At 69.7% G+C, this 25,711-nt stretch carries 21 protein-coding genes (1 of these 21 only partly in view); 4 read left to right on the forward strand and 17 right to left on the reverse strand.

Annotation, left to right across the window (positions count from 1 at the left end):
- From RC1_RS01765 to RC1_RS01780, 4 genes are all read right to left on the reverse strand, one after another.
- Positions 1-51, reverse strand: partial view of a DUF1489 family protein gene (locus RC1_RS01765; RefSeq protein WP_012565607.1) — the 5' portion only. It extends 372 nt beyond the left edge of the window; only the first 51 of its 423 coding nucleotides appear in the window; its start codon is at positions 49-51; its stop codon lies off the left edge, out of view.
- Positions 52-138: 87 nt separating this feature from the next.
- Positions 139-477: a hypothetical protein gene (locus RC1_RS01770; protein ID WP_041785828.1), complete on the reverse strand. Its 339-nt coding sequence runs from the start codon at positions 475-477 to the stop codon at positions 139-141.
- 94 nt (positions 478-571) lie between these two features.
- Entirely contained in the window at positions 572-1,468 is an 897-nt protein-coding gene (locus RC1_RS01775) for a hydroxymethylglutaryl-CoA lyase (protein ID WP_012565609.1), read from the reverse strand.
- A gap of 90 nt (positions 1,469-1,558) precedes the next feature.
- On the reverse strand, positions 1,559-2,710 hold the full coding sequence (locus RC1_RS01780; protein ID WP_012565610.1) for an acyl-CoA dehydrogenase family protein: 1,152 nt from the start codon (positions 2,708-2,710) through the stop codon (positions 1,559-1,561).
- Between the two features lie 205 nt (positions 2,711-2,915).
- Here RC1_RS01780 and RC1_RS01785 point away from each other — a divergent pair, with 205 nt between their 5' ends.
- The gene (locus tag RC1_RS01785) at positions 2,916-3,371 is read left to right on the forward strand and encodes a YqaA family protein (RefSeq protein ID WP_012565611.1); all 456 of its coding nucleotides are present in this window, start codon (positions 2,916-2,918) and stop codon (positions 3,369-3,371) included.
- Positions 3,372-3,461: 90 nt separating this feature from the next.
- On the opposite strand, the gene RC1_RS01790 is transcribed toward RC1_RS01785, so the two are convergent.
- The 6 genes from RC1_RS01790 to RC1_RS01815 form a co-directional block, all read right to left on the reverse strand.
- Positions 3,462-5,477 (reverse strand): HAMP domain-containing methyl-accepting chemotaxis protein, encoded by a 2,016-nt coding sequence (locus RC1_RS01790; protein WP_012565612.1) that lies wholly within the window; start codon positions 5,475-5,477, stop codon positions 3,462-3,464.
- A 600-nt stretch (positions 5,478-6,077) separates the two neighbouring features.
- On the reverse strand, positions 6,078-8,099 hold the full coding sequence (locus tag RC1_RS01795) for an acetyl/propionyl/methylcrotonyl-CoA carboxylase subunit alpha (RefSeq protein WP_012565613.1): 2,022 nt from the start codon (positions 8,097-8,099) through the stop codon (positions 6,078-6,080).
- A 59-nt stretch (positions 8,100-8,158) separates the two neighbouring features.
- On the reverse strand, positions 8,159-9,856 hold the full coding sequence (locus tag RC1_RS01800; RefSeq protein ID WP_012565614.1) for a monovalent cation:proton antiporter-2 (CPA2) family protein: 1,698 nt from the start codon (positions 9,854-9,856) through the stop codon (positions 8,159-8,161).
- A 139-nt stretch (positions 9,857-9,995) separates the two neighbouring features.
- The gene (locus tag RC1_RS01805; RefSeq protein WP_012565615.1) at positions 9,996-11,684 is read right to left on the reverse strand and encodes a methyl-accepting chemotaxis protein; all 1,689 of its coding nucleotides are present in this window, start codon (positions 11,682-11,684) and stop codon (positions 9,996-9,998) included.
- Between the two features lie 295 nt (positions 11,685-11,979).
- A complete protein-coding gene (locus RC1_RS01810; RefSeq protein WP_012565616.1) occupies positions 11,980-12,933 on the reverse strand; it encodes a potassium channel family protein in 954 nt (317 codons plus the stop codon).
- Positions 12,934-13,017: 84 nt separating this feature from the next.
- Entirely contained in the window at positions 13,018-13,803 is a 786-nt protein-coding gene (locus RC1_RS01815) for an enoyl-CoA hydratase/isomerase family protein (RefSeq protein ID WP_012565617.1), read from the reverse strand.
- A gap of 179 nt (positions 13,804-13,982) precedes the next feature.
- On the opposite strand from RC1_RS01815, the gene RC1_RS01820 reads away from it, so the two are divergent.
- Positions 13,983-14,585: a hypothetical protein gene (locus RC1_RS01820; protein ID WP_012565618.1), complete on the forward strand. Its 603-nt coding sequence runs from the start codon at positions 13,983-13,985 to the stop codon at positions 14,583-14,585.
- A gap of 13 nt (positions 14,586-14,598) precedes the next feature.
- Here RC1_RS01820 and RC1_RS01825 read toward each other — a convergent pair whose 3' ends face one another.
- Both RC1_RS01825 and RC1_RS01830 read right to left on the reverse strand, forming a co-directional pair.
- Complete coding sequence (locus RC1_RS01825) at positions 14,599-15,414, reverse strand: hypothetical protein (RefSeq protein ID WP_012565619.1); 816 nt, start codon at positions 15,412-15,414, stop codon at positions 14,599-14,601.
- Positions 15,415-15,573: 159 nt separating this feature from the next.
- Positions 15,574-15,894, reverse strand: a complete 321-nt coding sequence (locus RC1_RS01830) for a hypothetical protein (RefSeq protein ID WP_012565620.1) — start codon at positions 15,892-15,894, stop codon at positions 15,574-15,576.
- Positions 15,895-16,121: 227 nt separating this feature from the next.
- On the opposite strand from RC1_RS01830, the gene RC1_RS21300 reads away from it, so the two are divergent.
- On the forward strand, positions 16,122-18,197 hold the full coding sequence (locus RC1_RS21300) for a hypothetical protein (RefSeq protein ID WP_012565621.1): 2,076 nt from the start codon (positions 16,122-16,124) through the stop codon (positions 18,195-18,197).
- Positions 18,198-18,206: 9 nt separating this feature from the next.
- On the opposite strand, the gene RC1_RS01840 is transcribed toward RC1_RS21300, so the two are convergent.
- On the reverse strand, positions 18,207-19,814 hold the full coding sequence (locus RC1_RS01840) for a carboxyl transferase domain-containing protein (RefSeq protein ID WP_012565622.1): 1,608 nt from the start codon (positions 19,812-19,814) through the stop codon (positions 18,207-18,209).
- Between the two features lie 180 nt (positions 19,815-19,994).
- Between RC1_RS01840 and RC1_RS01845 the strand changes: the two genes are divergently transcribed.
- Positions 19,995-20,882, forward strand: a complete 888-nt coding sequence (locus RC1_RS01845; RefSeq protein WP_012565623.1) for a formate/nitrite transporter family protein — start codon at positions 19,995-19,997, stop codon at positions 20,880-20,882.
- Between the two features lie 105 nt (positions 20,883-20,987).
- Here RC1_RS01845 and RC1_RS01850 read toward each other — a convergent pair whose 3' ends face one another.
- The 4 genes from RC1_RS01850 to RC1_RS01865 form a co-directional block, all read right to left on the reverse strand.
- Entirely contained in the window at positions 20,988-22,991 is a 2,004-nt protein-coding gene (locus tag RC1_RS01850; RefSeq protein WP_012565624.1) for a S9 family peptidase, read from the reverse strand.
- A 126-nt stretch (positions 22,992-23,117) separates the two neighbouring features.
- The gene (locus RC1_RS01855) at positions 23,118-24,146 is read right to left on the reverse strand and encodes an alkane 1-monooxygenase (protein WP_012565625.1); all 1,029 of its coding nucleotides are present in this window, start codon (positions 24,144-24,146) and stop codon (positions 23,118-23,120) included.
- Between the two features lie 8 nt (positions 24,147-24,154).
- Positions 24,155-24,757, reverse strand: a complete 603-nt coding sequence (locus RC1_RS01860; protein WP_012565626.1) for a 2-hydroxychromene-2-carboxylate isomerase — start codon at positions 24,755-24,757, stop codon at positions 24,155-24,157.
- Between the two features lie 131 nt (positions 24,758-24,888).
- Positions 24,889-25,575 carry an SDR family oxidoreductase gene (locus RC1_RS01865; protein ID WP_012565627.1) on the reverse strand — a complete coding sequence of 229 codons (687 nt, stop codon included), beginning with the start codon at positions 25,573-25,575 and terminating at the stop codon, positions 24,889-24,891.
- Positions 25,576-25,711: the final 136 nt, after the last annotated feature.

A 25,711-nucleotide genomic window follows, 5' to 3' on the forward strand; every position in this document is an offset into this window, starting at 1 on the left:
GGAGTCGAGGCTGTCGGCGCCGACGGCGAGGCGCAGCAGGTGGATGGTCATCGCAGGCCCTGTTCCGGAACGGAAATCCAAAGGCCGCTCGTTAGCCCGGCGGCCGTTCCGGGTCCAGTTCCCGGAAGGGATGGAGACTCAGGCGGCCGCCGCGTTGAGGGACCGGCAGGCCTCGCCGTAGCCGTCGGAGAGGAACTCCGGCCGCTTGAACAGGCCCTTCAGCCAGGCGGCGAGCATGCAGAGCTCTTCCAGCTTCACGACCTCGTCCAGCGTTCCCGCGGGGAAGCGGATGTCGAAGCTCTCGGCGATGATGTCCAGGACCTCCTCCACCTGTTCGATGGAAAGGCCGCAGTCGGTTTCCAGGATGGCGGTGCGGACCAGGATCTTCTCGTCCACGCCGTATTCGTCGCGGATCAGTTTCACGATCCAGCGGAACAGGTGCATCCAGTTGGCAACGCCCTCGACGGACCGGCTCACGGCATCCGCCTCCTTCGCCTCGCAGACCGTGCGGCCTTCCGACTCGCCCAAGCAGTTAAGCGAATTCGGGTTAAGCCGATAGCTCTGCGAAAGGTCAGGCCTGCCGTGCCATCCATGCATGGCCGGCCTTGCTGCCGTTCGGGCGTGTCAGCGCGGCCGATATCCATTCCCCCGTCCGGGCGACGGAATCGAGGTCGACGCCGGTCTCCAGCCCCAGCCCGTGCAGCAGGTAGAGCACGTCCTCCGTCGCCACGTTGCCGCTGGCCCCCCGGGCATAGGGGCACCCGCCCAGCCCCGCCACGGCGCTGTCCACCACCGTCACGCCCGTCTCCAGACAGGCAAGGATGTTGGCGACCGCCTGCCCCCAGGTGTCGTGGAAGTGCAGGGCCAGCCGCTCCACCGGCACCGCCCCGGCGACACGGCGGACCAGGGCGCGGGCACGGGCCGGCGTGCCGACGCCGATCGTGTCACCCAGACTGACCTCGTAGCAGCCGAGGTCGATCAGCCGCGCCGCCACCTCGGCCACGCGGCCGGGATCGACCTCGCCCTCGTAGGGGCAGCCGAGCACGCAGGAGACATAGCCCCGGACCCGGACCCCGGCCGCCAGGGCCTGCGCCGCGACCGGACGGAACCGCTCCAGGCTCTCCGCGATCGAGCAGTTGATGTTCCGCTGCGAGAACGATTCGGAGGCGGCGCCGAACACGGCGATCTCCTCCACCCCGGCGGCAAGCGCCGCCTCCAGCCCCTTCGCGTTCGGCACGAGCACGGGATAGGAGACGCCGGGCCGGCGCCGGAGGCGGGCCAGCAGCGCGGCCGTGTCCGCCATCTGCGGCACCCATTTCGGCGAGACGAAGGCCCCCGCCTCCACCGCCGGCAACCCGGCTCCGGCCAGTCGCTCGACCAGCTCGACCTTGGTGTCCAGCGGCACCGTCCGCGGCTCGTTCTGGAGCCCGTCACGCGGCCCGACCTCGACGATCCGGATTCGGGTCATGCGCTGCGTTCCCTTCCCCTGCGGCCTTCCCCTGCGGCAGTCCGACGGGGCGGAGTTTAGGGACGCCCCCGCCGCCTGACCAGGGGGCCGTCACAGGGTCCGGCCGATCAGCTCCTTCATGATCTCGTTGGTGCCGCCGTAGATCTTGCCGACGCGGGCATCGGCCCAGAGCCGGGCGATCGGGTATTCGTTCATGTAGCCGTAGCCGCCGTGGAGCTGCAGGCAGTCGTCGAGGATGGCGCACTGCCGCTCCGTCAGCCACAGCTTCGCCATGGCGGCCGTGGCCGCATCCAGCTCACCCTTCAGGTGGCGTTCCGTGCAGTCGTCGCAGAAGGCGCGGGCGACCCGCATCTCGGTCACCGCCTGGGCCAGGGTGAAGCGGGTGTTCTGGAAGTCGATGATGCGCTGGCCGAAGGCCTTGCGCTGCTTCACGTAGTCCAGCGTCGCGGCGATGCCCGCCTCGATCCCCGCCAGGGCCTCCAGCGCGATGATGAGCCGCTCCTGCGGCAACTGCTGCATGAGCTGGACGAACCCCAGGCCGGGCTGCGGCCCCAGCAGGCTGGAGGTGGGCACGCGCACGTCGTCGAAGAACAGCTCCGACGTGTCCTGGCCCTTGAGGCCGATCTTGTCCAGGTTCCGGCCGCGGCGGAAGCCGTCCACCGCGTCGGTCTCCACCACGATCAGGCTGGTCCCCTTGGCCCCCGCGGCCGGGTCGGTCTTGGCGACGACGATGATCAGGTTGGCGGTCTGGCCGTTGGTGATGAAGGTCTTGGAGCCGTTCAGCACATACTGGTTGCCGTCCAGCCGGGCCGAGGTGCGCACGCCCTGGAGATCGGAGCCGGTGCCCGGCTCCGTCATGGCGATGGCGCCGACCAGCTCGCCCGAGGCGAGGCGCGGCAGCCAGCGGCGCTTCTGCTCCTCCGATCCGTAATGCAGGATGTAGGGGGCGACGATGCCGTTGTGCAGCGAGATGCCGAAATGCCCGGCCCCGGCCTTCATGCGGGCGTCGATCAGCACGGCCTCGTGCGCGAAATCGCCACCCGCACCGCCATATTCCTCCGGCATGGAGGCGCAGAGCAGGCCGGCCTCTCCCGCCCTGGTCCAGACCTCGCGGTCCACCACGCCCTGCTCATCCCAGCGCTTCGCGTGCGGAGCGCACTCGCGCTCGAAGAACTTGAGCGCGGCATCATGGAAGATGCGCAGATCCTCCGTCATCCAGCGGGGATTGAAATCATGGCCCATGGCCGTCACCTTCCAGGTCCGTTTCCTCCCGGTGCGGACTGTCGTCCGGGGTTCGTCCCCGGTCCGCGGCGCACCGTTCCGGCCACACTGTAGGAGCAGGTCCGCCCGGCCCGCCAGGACATGGGGAGCCGGATGACCGCACGATCGCGGGAGCGCCCGCGCAGCGGTCGACGGCCGGGGCCGGGGTGCGGAAAGAGGAGGAGCGATGACCGCCGTTGCGGCTCTGCTGGCCGACCCTGTGCTCTGGAGTCTGTTCGGGGCCGCCTTCGCCGCAGCCACTCTCGTTCCCGCCCAGTCGGAGATCCTGCTGGTCACGCTGCTGCTGCAGTCGGACCGCGATCCCTGGCTGCTGGTGACGGTCGCCACCGTGGGCAACACACTGGGATCCTGCGTGAACTGGGCGCTGGGCCGCTTCCTGCGGCACATGGCCGACAAGCCGTGGTTCCCGGCGCCGCACAAGGCGCTGGCGCGGGCGGAACGGGTCTACAACCGCTGGGGGCTGCCGTCACTGCTGCTGGCCTGGGTCCCCGTCCTGGGCGATCCGCTGACGGTGGTGGCCGGCAGCCTGCGGGTGCCCTTCCTGCCCTTCGTGGTCCTGGTCGGCCTGGGTAAGGGCGCGCGCTACGGCGTGCTCGCGCTGGGCACGCTGGGCTGGTTCTGAAGGATGCGGGCAGCCTGCTGAGATGCGACGATGGCGGAAACGCCGGAGCGCCCCCGCCATCGCCGCATACCGGATGACACCCCGGGCCGGTCAGGCCGCGCGGACCGTCTCCAGGAAGCCGTCCACCTGCCGACGCAGCGTGTCCGCCTGGGAGGACAGCAGCCGCGCCGCATCCAGCAGGTCGGCGGAGGCGCGGCCGGTGCGGTCGGCGGCCGAGCGGACATCGCCGATGGAGCGGTCGATCTCCTCCGTGCCGCTGGCGGCCTGCTGAACGCTGCGGCTGATCTCGCCGGTGGCGGCGGCCTGCTGCTGCACGGCGGCGGCGATGCCGGCGGCGATCTCGTTCATCTCCGTGATCATGCCGGCGATCCCGCGGATGGCGCTGACGGTGCCGTGGCTCGCCTGCTGCATGCGGGCGATCTGGCGGCCGATATCCTCGGTCGCCCGGGCCGTCTGGCTGGCCAGCGACTTCACCTCTCCGGCCACGACGGCGAAGCCCTTGCCCGCTTCCCCGGCCCGCGCCGCCTCGATCGTCGCGTTCAAGGCCAGCAGGTTGGTCTGGGCCGCGATCTCCGAGATGAGCTGGACAACGGAACCGATGGCATCGGCCTGAGCGGCCAGCGCCTCGACCTGCTCGTTGGCCCCCTGGGCCATGCCGGTGGCAGCCTGTGCCCGCTCGGAGGAGCGCTGCACCTGGCGGCCGATCTCGGCGATGGAAGCGGACAGCTCCTCAGCCGAGGCGGCGACCGTCTGCACGTTGTTTGACGCCTGACCGCTGGCAGCCGCGACGACTTCCGCCTGGCTGGAGGTCTGGCGGGCAGCCGCCGACAGTTCGCCCGCATTGTCCTGGATATGGTGCGCCATCCCGGACACCTCGGTGACGACGCCGCGCACGCCAGCCTCGAAGGAATCGGCGAGCCGGGTCAGGGCGGCCTTGCGCTCCTCCTCCGCCCGCTGCTTGGCGCGGTCCTGTTCGATGCGCAGGCGCTGCCGCTCGATCAGCCCGTCGCGGAAGACGGCGACGGCGCGGCCCATCTCACCGATCTCGTCCTTGCGCTTCTGGCCGCTGATATCGACGTTGGTATCGCCGGTGGCCAGCCGGCGCATGGTCGCCGTCAGGCCCACGATGGGCGTCGAGATGATCCGGCCGAGCAGGAGGCCGAGCAGCGTGGAGAGGACGAGGCAGAGCACCGCCGCCGCGGCGATCATGGTGATGCCGCCCTCGATGGTGGACTCGGCCTTCGGATCGATGGCGGTCTGCTTCGCCACGACGGAACCGACGGCCGCGGCAAGGTCGCTGAGCACGGTGGCACCCAGCCGGTCCATACCGTCGGTGATGCGGCTGTCGCGCTCCTCCGTCGCCGTCACGAGAAGACGGAACTGTTCCCCCAGGCCGGCGAGCATGGCGAGCTGCCCCTGGGCGATGGCGCGGACCTTCTCAGGCGCCTCCGTTTCCTCGGCCAGCATGCCGAGCTGGCCCTCGACGGCCATCAGCTCGGTCAGCATGTTGTCGCGGCTCTTGGGCGACCCGTCGGCGAGGAAACGGCTGAGATAGATCTCACCCTGCATCAGCGAGAGGGCGGCGGCATTCGCCGTCTCCATCAGGCCGTTGCCGGCGTCGAAGGTCTCCATCACCAGGCCGTTCAGTCCGGCGGAGAGGGCCTCCGCCATGTTCAGGACCTCGGGCTCCAGCTCTTCGCGGCGGTTCTCGAACTCCACCGCCTGCTCGAAGGCAGCGATGTAGTCGGTCGTCGTCTTCCGTATCTGGGCGAGGCGCTGCCGCATCGCCGGGTCGGCGACGATCTCATCCGCCTTGCGCAGTCCGTCCAGCACCTCGTCGATGTTGAGGCGGACGACGGCTGCCTTTTCCGTGGTGGGGGTCCGGTGCCATTCGCGCGAGGCGAGCTGCGCCTCGAACATGTTGGACTGGATATCGGCGAACTGGAGGTTCTGCCGGGCGGCGATCCGATACTCGGTGAAGAGATCGCCCATGCGCAACGCGCCGACGATCGCGACACCGCCCAGGATGACCAGCAAAGCGGCCATCAGCCCGAAGCCGATGTTGATCCGTACCGCGATCCTCAGGTCGTCCAGCCACTTCAACATGACCGCTCCTCCAAAATCATCCGGGCATCGTGTCTGCCCGGCGGTCGACTCGGCCACGCTCAGGGGCCGGCACGACCGGCCCCTGCCATCCGTCCGGGCCGATCGCCCGGGCAGGTGCTGTGCGGGCCGGTTCTGATACACTGAACCGGCCATAGAGCCGGAACAGTGCGATATCTCACCCTGCCCCGCAGCGTGTCCGAGTGCCGCTTTAGCCCGCCGGCCCTTGCCACGCAAAGGAGATTCAAGCCCGGAATTGCAGAAACATACCCTTAAGATCTGACGCAGGGGGCTGAACACCATGAAGGCCAGAACACAATCCCTGCAAAACCCGCGTCACCACCTCTCAACGTCCCGATGTCAAAGGGACCTGAGCACGGAAACGGAACCGGGGCCACCTGTCATCCGAAGGCAGATGAATGGGGAAATATTAAAAACAACTTAAGGGATCCGTCGCCGGGATTGGAGACGATCGCCGGGCGGGTCAATGAATTGTATGAAATTGTATTCAATTTTGTCAGATAGAGGGCAGCACACTCCGGCATTTATTCATGGATGCGACCTTATGGCCCGCCGGACAGAACCCTGCCGACGGACCGGGGTTCAGGCCCCCTCCTCGAACTCCATCAGTTCCGTCCCTTCGGGGACCTGATCGCCGACGCGGAACCGGTGCCGGCGCACGGTGCCCGCCACCGGGGCTTTGAGGGTGTGCTCCATCTTCATGGCCTCCAGCACGACCAGCGGCTGGCCGGCAGCCACGGCCGCCCCCTCCTCGGCCAGAAGCGCGATCACCTTCCCCGGCATGGGGGCGGTCAGCCGGCCGCCGGTGCCGGACTCCGCCGCAGCGCTCGCCAGCGGCTCGACCAGATGGAAGCGCTGGGTGCCCCCGCGATGGAACAGGGTGATCCCGCCGTCGCGGCGCACCCAGGAAGCGATGCACCGGATACCGCCCAGTTCCGCCGTCAGCCGGCCATCCTCGGCCAGTTCGCCCCGGGCGGCGAGGTCCCCGCCCGACAGATGGAAGCGGTAGCCGTCCCGCCCGTAGGTCAGGCGCAGAACATGCTCGGGACCCGTTGCCCCGGGATCGCGGGGCGGTTCGCGCAGGGTGATGGTATCGTGCGCCTCGTCGTTCAGACGCCAGCCGTCCGCCCGGGCCCAGGGGCTCCGGGGATCGGCACCGGCCGCCGCCTGTCGCTCCGTGCGGGCGGCGCGGTCCAGCAGCAGGCCGAGAGCCGCCAGCACCTGCGCCTCCTCCGGCGCCGGGGCGGCGGCGGGCAGCAGGTCGGCCTGATGGCGCTCGATGAAGCGGGTATCGAGGTCGGCGGCCAGGAACGCCGGATGCGCCGCCAGCGTCGAGAGGAAGCCGACATTGGCGGTGAGACCCGCGATCTCCGTCTCCGCCAGGGCCGCGCGCAGCCGGCGCACGGCGGCGGGCCGGTCGCGGTCCCAGACGATCAGCTTGGCGATCATCGGATCGTAATGGATGGAGATGGCGTCTCCCGTCCGGACCCCCGCATCGACGCGGACATGCGGTCCCTCTGCCGGGAAACGCAGATGTTCCAGCGTGCCGGTCTGGGGCAGGAACCCGCGGGCGGGGTCCTCGGCATAGAGGCGCACCTCGATGGCATGCCCGTCGATGGCGAGATCATCCTGCGCCAGCGGCAGCCGCTCCCCGGCCGCGACACGCACCTGCCACTCCACCAGATCCTGCCCGGTGATCATCTCGGTGACGGGATGCTCCACCTGGAGCCGGGTGTTCATCTCCATGAAATAGAAGCGGCCGTCCTGGTCCAGCAGGAATTCGACCGTCCCCGCCCCGACATAGCCGATGGCGCGGGCGGCCGCGACCGCCGCCTCGCCCATCCGGCGGCGCAGCGCGGGATCAAGGCCGGGGGCCGGTGCCTCCTCCACCACCTTCTGGTGCCGTCGCTGGATGGAGCAGTCGCGCTCGAACAGGTAGACGCAGCCGCCATGGGCATCCGCGAAGACCTGGATCTCCACATGCCGGGGACGGGCGAGATACTTCTCGATCAGCACGCGGTCGTCGCCGAAGGCGGCCAGCGCCTCCCGTTTCGCCGAAGCGAGCTGGTCGGTGAAATCCTCCGGCCCGGTGGCGACCTTCATGCCCTTGCCGCCGCCTCCGGCGCTGGCCTTGATCAGCACGGGCCAGCCGATCCGCTCGGCCTCGGCCCGCAGCAGCGCCCCGTCCTGCGCCTCCCCATGATAGCCGGGGACGAGCGGCACGCCGGCCGCCGCCATCAGGGCCTTGGCCTCGCTCTTGCCGCCCATGGCGCGGATCGCCGCCGCCGGCGGGCCGACGAAGACCAGACCGGCGCCCGCGCAGGCCTCGGCGAAGGCCGCATTCTCGGACAGGAACCCATAGCCGGGATGCACGGCGTCGGCGCCGGTGCGGCGTGCAGCGTCCAGGATGGCGTCGATCCGGAGATAGCTGTCGCGCGCCGGGGCCGGGCCGATGCGGACGGCAGCATCGGCCAGGGCGACGTGCCGGGCGCCGGCATCGGCGTCGGAGTGGACGGCCACGGTGGCCAGCCCCAGGCGCCGCGCCGTGCGGATGATACGGCAGGCGATCTCGCCGCGGTTGGCGATCAACAGCGTGCGGAACATGGGGCTTTCCTCCGGGCCTCGTTCTTATCGGCCGCGGGCTTGTTCCGCCCCTCCGGCCGTCAGTCCGCGGTGGTACCCGATTCCCGGTGCCGCGTCACCAGTTCCTCGACAGCCTGGGTCGGCACCCCCAGCGCCTGGAGCGCCCCCTTCGCCAACGACAGGCTGGACTCGAAGGTCTCGGGCACCACGCCCTCGACGCCCAGCTTCGCCAGTTCCGCCGCCCGGGCGCGGTCGCGGGCGCGGGCGAAGACCTGCAGCTTCGGCCAGTGGTGGCGCACGGCCCCCACCGCGCGCTCGGTGGCCGCGGGCTGGTCCAGGGTGACGATGACCGCGGCAGCATTGTCCGCGCCCAGCTTCTGCAGCAGCTCCGGCCGGCTGCCGTCGCCGTAATGGATGGGATAGCCCTTCTCGCGCATGGCGCGGACCAGTTCGGGGTTCATGTCCAGCGCGACATAGGGCACCTGCTGCTCGGACAGCAGCGCCGCGACCGTCTGACCGACACGACCGAAGCCGTTCACGATCACATGCCCGCTCATCTCTGCCACGTCCGGCTCCGGCCCGGCAGGCTCCGCCTTCTGTGGACCGAGAACGCTCACGATGCGGTCGGCCAGCGTGGGCAGGAACGGGGTCAGCAGCATCGACAGGCCGACGACGGCGAACATGAACTGGCCGATCTCCGGCGGCAGCATGTGCGCGCTGAGCGCCGCACCGACCACCACGAAGGCGAACTCTCCGCCCTCGCCCAGCAGCAGGCCGCTGCGGATCGCCACGTCGCGCGGCGCCCCGAAGGCCAGGGCCAGTCCCGTCGTCAGGCCCGCCTTGATGGCGATGAGCCCGAACACGCTCACCAGGGCCCAGGCAACGTTCTCCATCACCAGGTCAAGGTCGATGCCCATGCCGACGGTGAGGAAGAACAGCCCCAGCAGCAGGCCCTTGAAGGGCTGGATGTCGCTCTCGATCTGGTGGCGGAATTCGCTGCCGGCCAGCACGAGGCCGGCGAGGAAGGCGCCCAGCGCGGCGGACAGGCCGCCCAGGCTGGTGGCCCAGCCCATGGCAAGGACGATCAGCAGCGCGGTGGCCGTGAATATCTCCGTGCTGCGCGTGGCCGCGACACGCCGCAGCAGCGGCCCCAGGGTGAAGCGGCCGATCACCAGGATCACCGTCACCGCCACGACGGCCTTCAGCAGCGACAGTCCCAGGGCCAGCAGCAGCGGCTGGTCGCCCGGATTGCTGAGCACGGACACCAGGACCAGCACGGGCACCACGGCCAGATCCTGGAACAGCAGCACGGCGAAGGTGACGCGGCCTGTGGCCGACGCGACCTCGCCGCGCTCCACCAGCAACTGGACGACCACGGCGGTGGAGGAAAGGGCGAGACAGGCGCCCAGGACCATGGAGGCTTCCGGGGAATTGCCCCAGAACCAGGCGATGCCGCCGATCAGTCCCGCCGTCAGCCCCACCTGCGCCGCCCCCAGCCCGAACACCCAGCGGCGCAGCGCCTGCAGGCGTTCGACCGACAGTTCCAGACCGATGATGAACAGCAGGAAGACGACGCCCAGTTCGGCGAAGGAGCGGATCTTGTCCACATCGCCGATCAGCGCCAGGCCGGAGGGGCCGATCAGGAGACCGGCCAGAAGATAGCCGAGCACCGGACTGATGCGCAGGCGCGACAGCACCAGCACGACGACGATCGATGCGGCAAGGAAAAGGATGGCTTCCTGAACGAACGGAAGCGCGTGCTCGGCGGCGTTGGGCATGAATCGGGATCTTCGGCTCCGGGACTACCCCTTTCTTAGCCGATGCCGGACCCCAGGCCGCAAGCTCAATATGCAAGGGGGACCGTGGTGCGCGCCGAATCTGCACCCGGTCCCCCGAAAGTGCCCCGGAATACCCCTGTCAGGCGGCGCGCACGCCCTTCAGAAACTGCTCGATCTCCCGTTGCAACAGGCCGCTCTGCTCCGCCAGGGTGCCGGCGGACTCCACCACGCGGGCGGCGGCGGTGCCGGTCCGGGTCGCCGCCTCGCTGACCATGGCGACGTTCTCGCTGACCTCCTGCGTGCCCTGGGCGGCGCGCTGCACGCTGCGGGTGATGTCGCCGGTGGTCGCGTTCTGCTCCTCGATGGCCGCGGCGATGGCCGCCGAGACCTCGCTGAGCGACGCGATGGTGCGCCCGATGCTCTGGATGGCGCCCACCGTATCGTGGGTGGCGGTCTGGATGCTGCCGATCTGCTGCGCGATCTCCTCGGTCGCCTTCGCGGTCTGGGTCGCCAGCGCCTTCACCTCACCGGCGACGACGGCGAAGCCCTTGCCCGCCTCCCCGGCCCGCGCCGCCTCGATCGTGGCATTGAGGGCGAGCAGGTTGGTCTGGCTGGCGATGGACTGGATCAGGTCCACGATCTCCCCGATCCGCTGCACGGCCTCGTTCAGCCCGTTGACGGTGGCGCCGGTCTGCCGGGCCTGGGCGACGGCCCCGGCGGTGAGCTGCGTGCTGCTGCTGACCTGCCGGCTGATCTCCTGGATCGAAGCGGCCATCTCCTCCGTCGCGGCGGCGACCGTCTGGACGTTGGCCGAGGTTTCCTCCGCGGCGGCGGCGGACGCCGTGGCCTGACCGTTCGTCTGGTCGGCCATCCGGGCCATCTCCTCGGCCGTGCCGCCCATCGCCTCGGCCGCCTGCGCCACGGTGCCCAGCACCCGGCTGGCGGTCGTGTCGAAGGTCTTCAGCAGTTCTTCCAGGGCGATGGCGCGGCGTTCCCGTTCCGCCCGCTCGGTGGCCTGCCGCTGCTCCAGCTCGCGGGCCTGCACCAGCCCGGTGCGGAAGACCTCCAGCGAGCGCGCCATCTCCCCGATCTCGTCCTTCTTGTCCTGCGACGGCACGGTGACGCCGAGATTGCCGCCGGCCATGGTCGCCATGCAGGCGGTGATGGAGCGGACGGGACCCGCGATCTCCTTGCGGGAGATCATCCAGGCGAGCGCCACACCCAGCCCGATGCCGGCCAGCGCGATGATGCCGATGGCCGTCAGGCCGAAGGTCAGGGCGGCATGCACCCGATCTGCCGACTGCTGCACGGCCTGCTGGTCGGCTTCGGCCAGCTTGGTGACCGCCTTGTTCAGATCCTGGCGGGACTTGCGGTTGGCGTCATTGTCGCCGAACTCGCGCGCGGCGGCGGGGCTCACCTCCCGGCCGAGCCGGATCAGCTCCAGGCGCTTGGCCCGGAAATCGGCGACACGGGCCAGCGCTTCCCCGAAGTCCCCGGCGGATTCGGGAGGCACCAGCGCCTTCCATTCCGCGACCAGGGCATCGAGGCGGTCGAGGGCCGCCGTCATGGGCTTGGCGAACTTCTCCACCTCTGCCCCGTCCCGGCTCATGTAGACGCCGCGGGAATCCATGACGACGGAGAGAATGGTGGCATTCACCCGTTCACCGATCTGCGCCCGGCTGGAGGTGGTCTGCATCTCCTGGACAGCCGTGTTGAACCCGATCAACTGGGTGGCGGCCGTGATCCCCAGGCCGAGGGCCGCAAGGGAGAGTATCGCAACGATACTGTAGACCTTGCCCGCGATCCTGAGCTTCGACACCAGTACCATGGCCCCCTCCAACTCCTTTCAGATATCCGCGCGGACGTTTACCTTCGATTTAACGAAGATACAGGCTGCCCCTTGGGAATTAACCTGTCCCGAAGGTTACCGGCGCCGGACAGGCCGGAGCATCCCCCCGGCTGCATGCACGGGTAGGCAGTCAAGGATCGGCATCGTCCCAGCGGCGCATGAAATCCAGGTAAAATCCGCCGCGGGGACATCAGGTCACAGCAGGGCCGGCGCCCCCGGACCGTTGCAGGGAGGGCCGCAGGAAACGCCGCAGGAAGCGCCCTGAAGGCCGGTCTCAGGGACGGTTCCGCCGCTGCTCACTGGAATAGGCGAAAATGGCGTTGAAGCCGAACAGCAGCAGCAATACGCCGCAGACCACTTCGACCGACACCAGGATGCGGATCAGGTCGCTGAACGGCAGCATGTCGCCGTAGCCAACCGTCGAGAGGGTGATGACAGAGAAATACAGGGCCTCCGCGAACTGGATGTCGCGGGCCTGGCCGTTGATGATGAACTGGGGCTGGACCGAGAAACGGTCGATGACCGTGTAGACGGACGCGAAGACGATCACCAGCAGCGAATAGAAGGTGAAGAAGGCCAGCGCCGGCTCCACCAGCCGCGCGATGCCCTCGAAGAACTCTTCGAACAGCAGCCCCGTATGCAGCAGCAGGATGGCGATGGCCCGGGCCGCGACCAGCACGACGCCGGCGATCAGCCCCATCGCCCCCAGATAGGCCAGGGTCAGGGCATCCGGGTCCATGCCGGACGGAATCAGGAAGGTGCCCACCCCGACCCCGGCAACCGGCAGCAGCCAGACGATCGCCCGGCCCAGCCGGTGGCGCAGCACCGGCCCCTCTTCCAGCACCACGGCCCGGATCGCCTCCCGCTGCCAGACGGCCCCGGCCAGGAAGGTCAGCAGCGGCAGGGTGAACCCCACCGACAGGGAGACCTGGGACACCAGGGTGAAGTGCAGTTCCACGAAGAAGAGGAAGATGCAGGCGTAGATGCCGATGAAGTTTGCCAGGGCGATCGTGAAGAAGCGGCTGCCCGGAAACAGATAGTGGAACGCCCCCACCACGGCGGATACCGACACCAGCACCCCCAGCGAGACCCAGCCGGCGACGGCGCTGACCGACAGCAGCATCAGCGACAGCAGCCCGACCGTGAAGCCGACCGCCACCACGGGATGCCGGGAGCGCGACGGGGTCGGATGCGCGAGGGTGCGCGGGGACGGGGTATCCTGGGGCATCTCGGACCAGCGTGGGGACCTTACCGGAAGCGGCAGGCGGCGCCCCCGGTGGCCGCCTTGACGTGGGTCAGTCGCAGCAGCGCCTCAGCCCGGCTTCCAGGCCGGGGGCCGCTTCTCCAGGAAGCCGGCGACACCCTCCCGGCCCTCCTCGCTGGCGCGGGCAGCGGCGATGCGTTCGGCCGTGTCGGCCATCAGGGCGTCGTCCACCGGCCGGCCGGCCACCTCACGGATCAGCCGCTTGCTCTCGGCCAGCGCCCGCGGCCCGCCCTCCAGCAGGCGGGAGACCAGCTTCTCCACGGCCGCGTCCAGGATGTGCGCCGGCACCACCTCATGCACCAGCCCCAGCCGGTGCGCCTCCAGCGCGCTGAACCGTTCGGCCGTCAGGAAGTAGCGGCGGCAGGCGCGCGCGCCCAGGGCGGCGATCACATAGGGGGCGATGGTGGCCGGGATCAGCCCCAGCCGCACTTCGGTCAGGGCGAACTGGACGCTGTCCGCCGCGAGTGCCACATCGCAGCAGGAGACGAGCCCGACGGCCCCGGCAAAGGCGTTGCCGTGGACGACGGCCACGGTGGGCTTCGGCAGTTCGTTCAGGGTGCGCAGCATCTCCGCCAGCGCCAGCGCGTCGCGGCGGTTCTCCTCCGGCCCGTAGCCGGCCATGCGGCGCATCCAGGCAAGGTCGCCCCCGGCGGAAAAGCTGGGGCCGTTGCCCCGCAGCAGCACCGCCCGCACGGCCGGATCGCCCCCCAGCCGCCGGAACACGGCCGTCAGCTCGCCGATCACCGCGTCGTTGAAGGCGTTGTGCACCTCCGGCCGGTTGAGCGTCACGGTGGCGACGCCGTCCGCGCGGGTATGGCTCAGCACGTCGGGCATGGGGGCTCCTCGGGGTCTGGGGGCACCCCTTCCTACACGTCCCGCGGTCTCCGGGAAAGTCGGGCGGGAAAGTCGGGCGGGGAAGCCCGTGGGGGAGCCGGGCGGCGCAACCGATCCGGGCGCCGGCTGTTCTCCGGGCAGCCGGTCCTGCACCGGCCCCCCCGATCCAGGAGCCCCCGATGCGCCCGCCGATCTCCAGCCACACCCACGGCCTCATCGACTACGCGGCGGCCGCCGCGTTCGCCGCCGTCCCCCGCCTGTTCGGCTGGGACCGGATGATGACGCGGACGATGGACGCGGCGGCGCTCGGCACCGTCGCCTACGCCCACCTGACGGACTACGAGGCCGGCGCCGTGCCCGTGCTCAGCATGCGCCAGCATCTGGCGGTGGATGCGCTGGAGGGCGCCACCTTCCTGGCCGCCGCCTGGATGCTGGACGAAGAACCGCCGGCGGTCCGCTGGACGCTGGCCGGCTTCGGCGCCTTCGCCCTGCTGGCCAGCGGCCTGACCCGGCGGCAGGCCGGCGGGCATCCGGGGGACTTCCTCTCCTCGCCGGGCGCCGCGCGGGGCGGCCACCGGACCCGGGCCGGCGCCTGGGTGATGGATGCGGACGGTGAGGACCGCACCATGCACCTGCCGTCCGGCCGCGGGCGGCGGCCCGAGACGGCGGGACGCCAGCCCCGCGGCCCCGAGTTCCGCCGCCACATCGCGGCGGACCGGGGCAGCGTCGGCCCGGCGGACCGCGACCCCTCCCTGGTCACCGGCCCCGGCCAGGGGATCTGACCGGCCGGGTCGCTCAGGGGGTGACGGTGCAGGACACGCCCTTGACGAGGGCGGAGGCGCCGGTCGCCCGCGTCGCCAGTTCGGTCCAGTTGGACAGGGGCGGCTTGGTCGCCTGGATCTGGAAGGTGCAGGAGCAGCCTGAGCCCGCCTGACCGGGATTGTAGGCGAAGGAGAAGACCTGGTCCTTCAAGGACACGGTCTTGGCAAGATCGCTGTTGTCGAAATAGATGGACGGAAGGTCGGACCAGATGACGGTGTTGCCGCTCATCTGGATGGTCTCCGACCCGTTCGGATCGCCGATGGCTGAGTAGTTGTCGGCGCCGTAGGAATCGACGGAGCTGGTCTGTGTCCCGACCTGCGGGTAGTTCTTCCGCCGGTCGTTATCCACATACCCGCTGTAGCTGACGCTCCCGTTGGAGATCGTATAGGTCGCCTTGGCAGGGGTCGTGTATCCGACCTTGCCGTTGGACAGCGTCGTCACCGTGGTCCCGGACTGCTCCGTCAGGGTGCGTTGCAGGCCCTGCCCGTGGGTGCACTGGCTGGCCGTGCCGCTGAGCGCCGCGTGGATCTCGAACCCGAAACCCATCCAGCTTCCGTTGGTATCGCTCCCGGTGGCGAGGCCCAGGGGGCACTGGATCTGCTTCTTGCCGGTGCCGCAGGCGGTCGTGCTGACCGTCGCGCACTCGCTGAAGGTGGATGCGCTGTTGACGCAGAAGCTGGTCGGGGTGCCCCCGACCTTCAGCGTCATGCCCGTGCAGGAACAGGCCGCAGCCACAGGACCCGCGGCGGCGAGGGTGAGGAGGAACAGAAGTCCGGCGATGCGCGGCATGGGTCGGCTCCTTGGTATCCCGGTCCAAGGCGGCCCCGGACAGGGAGCCGCCATGAAGGTGGGACGCGGCGGCGGGCCGGTTGTGACAGCCGGCGCGGGGAAGGCCGGCGCGGGAAAGACCGGCGCGGCAAGGCCCCTCAAGGGACGTGTCGGGGCGGATCAGGGCGGACCGGGGGGTGACGGACCGCCGGGGGACGGCCCCCCGGGTGAGGAATCACCGGACGGGTCCTTGCGGAGGGTCCGGCGGATCGTCTTCGCCCCTTCCCGCGTGTGGCGGGCCGCCTCCGCCGCCTTCGGCAGTGTCAGCAGAAGCTGCTGGATGCCGAACAGAAGCATGCCGTGCTCGCCCTGGAGGTCGGCGAGGTCCGTCACCAGGACCTCCTTCAGCTCCATCAGGGAGGCCAGCACCATGGCGGCGGCGACCAGGATGTGCGCCCAGGTATTGTCCGCCAGCCTGCCGATGCGGTGCAGAATCGCCATCCCCGTCCCCGTCCGCTTCCCCGCCCGCCGTCGGGCCGGGCGCCTGCGGGAATGACGGCCGGACGGCCGCGGCGTGAAGGGACACGACCGGCGATGCCCGCGTCAGGGGCGGACCGATGCGCGCAGGAACTCCCCCCGGCACCCGTGCGCAGCATCCAGGGCGACCGCCTTGCCACCCAAGGTCGGCCCTCGCATACTTCGGACGCCTGCCCTTCCGGAGTACCCCCGTGCCCGCCGCCCGCCCCATGCCGACCGACCTGCCGGAAAATGACCGCGCCCTGGTGGAGGCCGCGCAGCGCGGGGTGCCATGGGCGCCGGCGGGAGAGGGTCAGCCGAACTTCGACGGGGAGATGCCGACCGTCCAGGCCAGCACCATCCGCGCCCTGTGCCTTGGGCTGTGGGACGATGTGCGCCTGGACCCGCGCGGTATTCATATTGTCGGCGTCAGGATCGACGGGGACCTGGACCTGTCAGAGGGAACGTGTATCGGACCTTTGAAGCTTAGGGCCTGCCACCTGACAGCACCCCTCAGACTTTGGGGTGCGACGCTTCCGAGTCTGTACCTGTCCGCCAGCCGGCTGGATGCGGGCCTTCTCGCGGACAGCGTCCGTATCACAGGCGATCTGGTCTGCGATCACGGATTTCGGGCGACGGGCGACCTCCGTCTGCTTGGCGCTCGCGTTGGTGGCGACATGAGCTTTCGCACTGCCACCCTTGCTGGAGGCGCGATGGGGGCCCTCAGTGCCGACGGGGTAACGGTCGAAGGAAGCCTCTTCTGTGACGAGGGATTCAACGCCAGAGGAACCGTCCGCCTTCCCTTCGCCCAGATAGGCCGGGATGCTTATTTTAGAAAGGCAGTACTGAATGGTGGCGAAACAATAGCCCTCTTCGCCGATGGATCTGCAATCAAAGGAAACCTGTTCTGCGACCAGTCATTCATCACAATGGGAGCCGTTCGCATCGCAACTGCGCACGTCGGCGGCGGCGCCTTCTTCCATGGCGCAATCCTGAACGGTGGCGGGGAATCGGCCCTCATTGGAGACAGAGCAGAGATAAGAGGCAACCTTTTCTGTAAAGACGGCTTCACCGCCAGGGGGAGCATCAAAATCATTGCCGCCCGTATAGGTGGAAGCGCTGATTTCAATGGAGCACATCTGGACGGTGGCGGAAATGCAGCCCTGTTTGCCGACGGGGCGGACATCAGAGGCGAATTATCCTTTGGAAGTGGGTTCACTGCCAAGGGAACCGTTTGTCTTCCCTCCGCACACATAGGCGTAACCGTTTCATTCATTGACGCCGTGCTGGATGGCGGAAGCGGACAGGCCCTCAACGCCGAAAACCTGAAAGTTCAGGGAGGGCTGCTCTGCCGGGACAAAACCAGGATCAATGGCGGCGTCTCCGTCGCCGGCATTTCGATTCAGGGGCTTCTTGATTGGCGACCGGCATCCTGGACGGGGATGCTGGATTTATCCCATGCCCGGGCAGTTGTCTGGGCGGACAACTGGTCCGGGCGCAAATGGGACTGCGACGGGGCACCGCGCATAATCCTGCGTGACTTCAGGTTCGACAGCTTCCTGGTTGCCGACTTTGTGAAGTCAGACGCGGTGTCCCGCCTGAACTGGCTCAAGGCGGCGCTGGGCGATGACTTCGTGCCCGGTCCCTATGAGAATCTCGCCCGTGTGTTGCGGGCAGCCGGGGATGATGCCGGTGCGAAGCGGGTGGGGCTGGAGAAGGAGCGCGCCCGCACCCGGCATGAAGTGAAATCCTCCAATGGAAGGCTGCCGAGGTCGGCCCGCTGGCTCTGGGGCGCCTTCCTGGACCTCACCATCGGCTATGGCTATCAGTGGTGGCGTGGCGGCGCCTTTGGCCTGCTGTTCCTGCTGCTGGTCGGCTGGGGAGTGTTCAACTCGTCCGGGCCGCTGGACACCGGCGGGTCCGGCATCATCAAGCCGGCCCTGCCCGTGGCGTTCATCGAGGATCTGGGGCGGCGGATCGACGACAGGCCGCTCTGGCCGGGGGAGACCCCGTCCCACCACGGGATCGGGTACAGGCTGCCGCCGGAATATCCGCCGTTCAGCGGCTTCTGCTACTCGCTGGACACCCTGCTGCCCCTGATCGATCTCGGCCAGTCGGGGGCCTGGTCCCCCAGCCCGATCGCCCCGTCCTTCTGGGACGACAAGAGGGGCTGGGCCGTCACGTTCTATCTCTATTTCCACATCTTTGCCGGCTGGGGTCTATCCACGCTGATCGCCGTTGACCTGACGGGCGTGATCCAGCGGGGGACTGGCCGTCCGTCGGAGTAGCGCCGTCCCTCACATCCGGAACACGCCGAAGCGGGTGCGCTCGACGGGGGCGTTGAGGGCGGCGCTGAGGGAGAGGGCGACCACGGTGCGGGTTTCGGCCGGGTCGATGATGCCGTCGTCCCAGAGCCGGGCGCTGGCGTAGTAGGGGTGGCCCTGGCGTTCGTACTGCTCCCGGATCGGGGCCTTGAAGGCGTCCTCCTCTTCCGGGCTCCAGGTGCCGCCGCGGGCCTCGATGCCGTCGCGGCGGACGGTGGCCAGCACGGTGGCCGCCTGCTCCCCGCCCATGACGCTGATCCGGGCGTTCGGCCACATCCAGAGGAAGCGCGGGCTGTAGGCGCGGCCGCACATGCCGTAGTTGCCGGCCCCGAAGCTGCCGCCGATGATGACGGTGACCTTCGGCACGGACGCGCAGGCCACGGCCGTCACCAGCTTGGCACCGTCCTTGGCGATGCCCGCGTTCTCGTACTTCCGGCCGACCATGAAGCCGGTGATGTTCTGGAGGAACAGCAGCGGGATGCCCCGCTGGCAGCACAGCTCGATGAAATGGGCGCCCTTCAGCGCGCTCTCGCTGAACAGGATGCCGTTGTTGGCGATGATGCCCACGGGGCAGCCCCAGATGTGGGCGAAGCCGCAGACCAGCGTCGTGCCGTACAGCGCCTTGAACTCGTCGAACTCGCTGGCGTCCACGATGCGGGCGATCACCTCGCGCACGTCATAGGGCTTGCGCGTGTCGGTGGGGATGACGCCGTACAGTTCCTCCGCGGCGAAGCGCGGCTCCACGGGCGCGCGCAGGGCCACCTGCGGCTGCTTTCGCCTGTTCAGGTTGGCAACGATGCGCCGGGCGATGGCAAGGGCGTGGCGGTCGTCGGCGGCATGGTGGTCGGTGACGCCGCTGACGCGCGAATGCACGTCCGCCCCGCCCAGATCCTCGGCGCTGACCACCTCGCCCGTGGCGGCCTTCACCAGCGGCGGGCCGCCCAGGAAGATGGTTCCCTGCCCCTTCACGATGACGCTTTCGTCCGCCATGGCGGGAACATAGGCGCCGCCGGCCGTGCAGCTTCCCATCACCACGGCGATCTGCGGGATGCCGGCGGCGCTCATGGTGGCCTGGTTGTAGAAGATGCGGCCGAAATGGTCGCGGTCGGGGAAGACCTCGTCCTGGTTCGGCAGGTTGGCCCCGCCGCTGTCCACCAGATAGAGGCAGGGCAGGTTGTTCTGCGCCGCGATCTCCTGCGCCCGCAGGTGCTTCTTCACGGTCAGCGGATAATAGGTGCCGCCCTTCACCGTGGCGTCGTTGGCGACGATGACGCACTCCTGCCCCTCGACCCGGCCGATGCCGGTCAGGATGCCGGCGGCCGGCACGTCGTCGGCATAGACGCCATGGGCGGCAAGCTGGCTCAGTTCCAGATAGGGGCTGCCGGGGTCCAGCAGGTGGCGCACGCGGTCGCGTGGCAGCAGCTTGCCGCGGGACAGGTGCTTCTCCCGCGCCGCCTCCCCGCCGCCCAGCTTGATCCGCGCCACCGTGACCTTGAGGTCGGCGACCAGCGCGCGCATGGCCGCGTCGTTCTCGGCGAAGGCCGGGCTGCGGGTGTCGATGGTGCTGCTCAGCACGGGCATGGGCGTCCCTCCTGGCGCCGGCCCTGGGCTGGGATCAGCCGGCCGGTCTCTTGTCCGCCTGGGAATATCCGACCCTGCGGGAGCGGCGCAAGCGGCTCCCGCCGCCGGTGGCGGAACGGGGGCCGGGCGGATCGCGCCTGCGGATTGTTGGTCGGGCATGGCCACGCCGACGGAGACCCGATGACCGACCAGGACGCCCCCTTCCGCCGCGACCTCTATACCCGGGAGAACGCGGTTCCGGAGCCCGAGCCTTCCCCCCGCCTGCGCCAGACGGAGAAGAAGGACGTCCGCCGGATGTCCGCACCCCGTGCCGCCGTGATCCACGAGGCGATCCGCAAGGAGGGGGAGGAACAGCTCGGCCGCCCCACCTCGGCCCTTGTCTGGTCCGCGCTGGCCGCCGGCCTCTCCATGGGCTTCTCCATGGTGGGGCTGGGCGTGATGCGGGCCGGCATGCCCGACGGGGCGGAGTGGGCGGGGCTGGTGGCGAGCTTCGGTTACGCCTTCGGGTTCCTGATCGTGATCCTGGGGCGGCAGCAGCTTTTCACCGAGAACACGCTGACGGTGATGCTGCCGCTGCTGCACCATCGGTCGTGGCGGACGCTGCGGGCGCTGTTGCGCCTGTGGGGGATCGTCTTCGCCTTCAACGTGGTCGGCACCCTGGCCTTCGCCTTCGTCGCCCACCGGACGGCGATCTTCGAGCCGCCCCTGAAGGAGGCGTTCGTCGATCTCGGCACGCATGTCGCCGGGTTCCCCTGGTGGACGACCTTCGGCAAGGCGGTGGTGGCGGGGTGGCTGATCGCGTTGCTGGTCTGGCTGCAACCCCTGTCGGGCGCCGCCCGGCCCTTCGTCATCATCCTCATCACCTACCTGATCGCGCTCCTGGATCTGGCGCACGTCATCGCCGGATCGGCGGAGGTGTCCTATGCGGCGTTTGCCGGCGCCATCACCTGGTCCGACTATGCCGCGGGCTTCCTGCTGCCGACGCTGCTGGGCAACGTCACGGGCGGGGTGGTGCTGGTCGCCCTGGTCCACCATGCCCAGATCCGGGCGGAAATGTACGAGGATTAGGCCCGGCCGGACAGGACAAGGGGGCGGGACCCGTCCGGCCCCGCCCCCTTCCCGTTCGTGCCCGACCTTCCGGTCAGACGCGTTTCCGGCCAGCCACCCTTCCGGTCAGCCGGCGTTGCCGTTCCCGGCGAACACCTTGCGGAAGAACATGGCCTGGGCCATGCCGGCGTAGAACTGGTTGGTGCGCTTGCGGAAGCCGTGCCCTTCGTCCATCGCCAGCACGTACCAGACATCGCCGCCGTTCTTGCGGATCTGCGCCACCATCTGCTCGGACTCGCCGCGCGGCACGCGGGGGTCGTTCGCGCCCTGGATGATCAGCATGGGCTTGGTGATCTTCCCGGCGTTGGTCAGCGGCGAGATGGCGACCAGATGCTCCCGCATCCTGGCGTCACGCTCGTCGCCGTACTCGACGCGGCGCAGGTCCCGGCGGTAGTCGGCCGTGCTCTCCAGGAAGGTGACGAAGTTGGAGATGCCGACCGAGGAGGAGCCGCCGGCCAGCCGGTCGTTGAAGTGCGTCATGCTGGCAAGCGTCATGTAGCCGCCATAGGAGCCGCCGACCACGACGACCCGCTTGGGGTCCAGGTCCGGCTGGGTGGCGATCCAGTCCAGCAGCGCCCCGATGTCCTTGACGGAATCCTCACGCTTGAAGCCGTTGTCCAGGCCGACATAGGTCTTGCCGTAGCCGGTGGAGCCGCGGACGTTCGGCCGTACCACGGCCGCCCCCAGCTCGTTCACCCAGAACTGCACGCCGGAGCTGAAGCTGGGCCGGGTCTGGCCCTCCGGCCCGCCATGGATGTCGATGATGACCGGCAGCTTCCCGCTGGCGCCCTGCGGCTTGTAGACGAAGGCCGGGATCTGCCTCGGCTTGCCGTCCACCTTGTCGAAGGTCGGGTACTGGACCAGCGTCGCATCGGCGAAGCTGTCCGTGTTCAGCCCGCCGACCTCGCTCCGGGTCCACTGCGTCACCGTGCGGCCGGCGATGTCGACCACGAAGACATCCGACGGCGCCGTCGGGCGCGAGACGGAGACGGCGAGCCGGGTCCCGTCCGGGCTGAAGCGCAGCCCGCCGACGGTGCCCTTGGGCAGGTCCGCCGCCGGCAGCGGCTTCAGGCTGGTCATGTCCAGCAGGTGCAGAGTGGAATAGCCGGCCTCGTTGACCGTGTAGGCGAGCAGCCGGCCGTCATGGCTCAGCTCCGCCTCCTCCACGTCCCAGGGCTGCTCTTCCGAGATCCAGCGGGTCTTGCCGCCGGCAAGGTCGTAGATGCCCAGCCGCTTGAACTCACCCGCCTCGTCGGAGACGAGGACGACACCCTTCCCGTCCGGCGTGAAACCGACGCCGGAGAGGTGGACATCGTCCATCTCCGGCTTCACGCGGGTCTTCTCCCCGGTCTTCACGTCCACGACCCAGAGCTGCGACCGCGCCACGGAGATGGACTTGCCGACCAGCAGCCGGCCGTCGTCGGCCGACCAGGCGACCGGCCCCCAGCTCCCGGTCTCCGCCACCAGCGGCTGGACGGTCGCCGCCTGTTCCGGCGTGGCGACATAGACGTCGGTGTTCCTGCCGTCGCGGCGGGTGCTGGCGAAGGCGATGCGGTCCCCCTTGGACGACCACAGCAGGCCCTGGTTGCGCGACTTCCCGTCGGTCAGCATGGCGACCGCGCCGGTCTTCAGGTCCTGGCGGAAGAGCTGGAACTGCTCGCTGCCGCCGCGGTCCCAGCTGTAGATCAGATCCGCGCTCCCCGCCCGGGGGGAGAGCCGGCCGCTGGTGATCGGCTCCTCCTTGAAGGTGAGCTGCTGCCGCGCCCCCAGGGGCTGCATGACGAGGTGGAGCTGGTTCGTCTCCCCGAAGCGGGTGGAGATCAGCAGGCCCGCGCCGTCCGCCGTCCAGTCCAGCACGCCGGCGGAACGGGCGTTCAGATAGGCGCGGTAGCGCTCGGCCAGCGCCTCGTCCACCGCCGGCACGTCCTCCGTCACCAGCGTGCCGCGCTCGACCCGCTGCACGTCGCGCGCGTCCGCCGGCAGGGCGGCCAGGGCCAGCGGCAGCGCCGCCGTCAGGGCCAGAGCCAGGGTTCCGGCGCGCAGCCGCTTGTTCCACTCGATCGTCATCATGCCCCCTTGGAAGCGTCCCGGTTTCGGTCTTGCCGGGCGGGAGGATAGCAGGATCGGTCCCGGGCGCGAGGGGTGGCCCGGCCGCCCATGCCCGAATTGGCCCCTTCCCCGGCCACCCGTCCGGACTCAGGCGGCGGCCCGCGTCTGGAGCACAAGCGGGTCCATCACCCGGAACCAGAGCGGCGGCACCATCGCCAGCAGCGCCATGCCGGGATAGCCGAACGGCATCCGCATGGCGTCCAGATCGTCCACCAGTTCGGGGAAGGCCTTGCCGGGCCAGCGGTGGTGCTCGGCATGGAGGCCCAGGTTGAAGGTGGTCCAGTTGGTCAGGCGGTGGGCGGAATTCCAGCTGTGCCGGGCGCCGATCCGTTCCCAGCCGCCGCGCCCGTCGGGCCGGCGTTGCAGCCCGTAATGCTCGATATAGCCGGTGGTCATCAGGAGCTGCACCGCGATCCAGGCCTGGATCAGGAAGAACAGCAGCCCCGGCAGCCCGGTCCACAGGGTGACGCCGACCAGCAGCGCCCCCTGGATCACGGCATAGTGCAGGTTGCGGTTCCGCCAGTGCCAGGGCCCCATGCCGCGGCGGTGCAGCCGCTCCCGCTCCAGCCGCCAGCTCTCCCGCAGGCCGCCCAGCACGGAGCGGGGAATGTAGGCGTAGAGGCTCTCGCCCAGCCGCGCCGTCGTCGGATCGTCGGGCGTGCCCACGGTGCGGTGATGGCCGTGGACATGCTCGATGCGGAAGACGGCCCAGAGCACGAGAGAGGAAATGGCGACGCCCAGCCCCCGCTCCCACGCCCGCGGGCGGTGGATCAGCTCGTGCGCGGCGGTCAGCCCGACGCTGCCCTGCACCAGTCCCACCGCCAGGGCGGCGCCCAGGAACTCCCAGACCGTGAAGGCACCCGCCGCGACCAGATGCAGGGCGTAGACCAGCAGCCCGGCCAGGAGCGGGAACATGGCCCACACCACCCAGGCCCCGCCGGTGCCGCCCGGCGGCACACGGAAGCGGGTCTGCTCCGGCAGCAGCAGGTCCAGCAGCGCCGCCAGACCGGCGAACCAGATGACCGGCAGCAGCACCCACCAGCCGCCCAGTCCCAGACCCAGGGCGGCCAGAACGGGGACGACGAAGGCGCCGAAGGCGTGCCCGAGCCCGCCCATGCCCGGCCTCACCAGCCGCCGGTTTCGAGCCAGCGTTCGAGCTGCCCCATCCGGTCCGCCCCCCAGAAGGGCTCCCCGTCCACGATGAAGAAGGGGGAGCCGAAGACACCCTTGGCCACCGCCTCCTCGTTCACGGCACGCAGGCGGTCCTTCACCGCGGGGTCCTGGATGCCCTCGGCCAGTGCCGCCGGGTCGATGCCGAGGTCGGCCGCGACCTCCGCCACCGCCTCCGCCGGGCCGAGGTCGCGCCCCTCCCCCCAGTGCGCGCGGTAGACGGCCTGCGCCAGCAGCCGGGCAAGCTCCGGCCGGTCGGGCTGCAACCACCAGAAGGCGCGGCAGGCGGCCAGGGCGGCGATGGGCATCCGCTCCGGAATGGTCAGCTTCACGCCCAAGAGGCGGGCGAAGCGGGGAACGTCGTGCAGCAGGTAGTCGCCGGCGAGCGGCCGCTCCATCAGGGGACGCTGGCCGGTGACCTTGAAGACCGCCCCCAGCAGGATCGGCTTCCAGTCCACGGTGCGGCCGGCCCGCGCGCCCAGCGCATCAATCTGGGTCGCGGCCAGATAGCCGTAGGGCGAGGCGAAGTCGAAATAGAACTCGATCGGTGCGGCCACGGCGTCCTTCCTTCCCGTCGGTCCCGGTCTCTTCGGTCCGGGTTTCGTCGGTGGAAGCGTAACGCCCGGGCGGCGGCGGGCGCAACGGCGCCCGCACGGCCGTCCTCAGGACGGATCCGCCCCGGGGGACGTCACCAGGGCAGTTCCTCCCCGCGGTAGCTGTAGAAGCGGCCGCTGTGCCCGATGCCGACGCCGGCCAGCACGCGGCGCAGCCCGGCCACGCTTTCCGCCGGCTTCACCGGGGCCTGATCTCCCCCCATGTCGGTCTGCACCCAGCCGGGATGCAGCACGACCACGGCGATGTTGCGGTCGCGCAGGTCCAGCGACAGGTTCTTCATGCCCATGTTCACGGCCGCCTTGGACATGCGGTAGGCGTAGTAGCCGCCGCTGCTGTTGTCGGCCATGGAGCCCATCTGGCTGCTGACGGTCGCCACCACCGGCCTGAGCGCCCGGGTCAGGTTGGGGGTCAGGGCCAGGGTCACCAGCACCGGGCCCAGGGCATTGACCCGCAGCGTCTCCTCCCAGCCGGCCGTATCCAGCGTGACCTGACTCTGCTGATGCGGATGCGGCCCCATGATGCCGGCATTGTTGATGAGAAGGTCCACGACCTCCCCCTCCAGGCCGGCGGCGAAGGCTTCGATACCGGCGGGGTCGGCGACATCCAGACGGCGGATCTCGACCCCGGACACGGCACGCAGCGCATCGGCCTGATCCGGGTTGCGGACGCCGGCGATGACGCGCCAGCCGTCGGCAGCGTACTGGCGGGCGAACTCCAGCCCGATGCCCCGGCTGGCGCCGGTGACGACGAGTGTGGGCATGTCCTGCTCCTCTCCGGTTGCGGATTCCCGCGGATTGCAGGCAGGCTAACGCCCCCGTCAGCCGCTGTCATGCCCGCCGCAGGGGTTATGCCCCCACGGCGGGCCGGAGACAGACGCTCTCCAGGACATGGGGCAC

The organism is Rhodospirillum centenum SW (assembly GCF_000016185.1).
GTDB lineage: Bacteria > Pseudomonadota > Alphaproteobacteria > Azospirillales > Azospirillaceae > Rhodocista > Rhodocista centena.

Coding starts and splice junctions, on each gene's coding strand:
- RC1_RS01845 (WP_012565623.1), top strand. CDS start 19,995: ATGACCGACCAGGACGCCCCCTTCCGCCGCGACCTCTATACCCGGGAG.
- RC1_RS01825 (WP_012565619.1), bottom strand. CDS start 15,414: ATGCCGCGCATCGCCGGACTTCTGTTCCTCCTCACCCTCGCCGCCGCG.
- RC1_RS01840 (WP_012565622.1), bottom strand. CDS start 19,814: ATGCCCGTGCTGAGCAGCACCATCGACACCCGCAGCCCGGCCTTCGCC.
- RC1_RS01855 (WP_012565625.1), bottom strand. CDS start 24,146: ATGGGCGGGCTCGGGCACGCCTTCGGCGCCTTCGTCGTCCCCGTTCTG.
- RC1_RS01830 (WP_012565620.1), bottom strand. CDS start 15,894: ATGGCGATTCTGCACCGCATCGGCAGGCTGGCGGACAATACCTGGGCG.
- RC1_RS01815 (WP_012565617.1), bottom strand. CDS start 13,803: ATGCCCGACGTGCTGAGCCATACCCGCGCGGACGGCGTCGCCACCGTG.
- RC1_RS01785 (WP_012565611.1), top strand. CDS start 2,916: ATGACCGCCGTTGCGGCTCTGCTGGCCGACCCTGTGCTCTGGAGTCTG.
- RC1_RS01780 (WP_012565610.1), bottom strand. CDS start 2,710: ATGGGCCATGATTTCAATCCCCGCTGGATGACGGAGGATCTGCGCATC.
- RC1_RS01820 (WP_012565618.1), top strand. CDS start 13,983: ATGCGCCCGCCGATCTCCAGCCACACCCACGGCCTCATCGACTACGCG.
- RC1_RS01805 (WP_012565615.1), bottom strand. CDS start 11,684: ATGGTACTGGTGTCGAAGCTCAGGATCGCGGGCAAGGTCTACAGTATC.
- RC1_RS01865 (WP_012565627.1), bottom strand. CDS start 25,575: ATGCCCACACTCGTCGTCACCGGCGCCAGCCGGGGCATCGGGCTGGAG.
- RC1_RS01775 (WP_012565609.1), bottom strand. CDS start 1,468: ATGACCCGAATCCGGATCGTCGAGGTCGGGCCGCGTGACGGGCTCCAG.
- RC1_RS01800 (WP_012565614.1), bottom strand. CDS start 9,856: ATGCCCAACGCCGCCGAGCACGCGCTTCCGTTCGTTCAGGAAGCCATC.
- RC1_RS01795 (WP_012565613.1), bottom strand. CDS start 8,099: ATGTTCCGCACGCTGTTGATCGCCAACCGCGGCGAGATCGCCTGCCGT.
- RC1_RS01810 (WP_012565616.1), bottom strand. CDS start 12,933: ATGCCCCAGGATACCCCGTCCCCGCGCACCCTCGCGCATCCGACCCCG.
- RC1_RS01790 (WP_012565612.1), bottom strand. CDS start 5,477: ATGTTGAAGTGGCTGGACGACCTGAGGATCGCGGTACGGATCAACATC.
- RC1_RS01850 (WP_012565624.1), bottom strand. CDS start 22,991: ATGATGACGATCGAGTGGAACAAGCGGCTGCGCGCCGGAACCCTGGCT.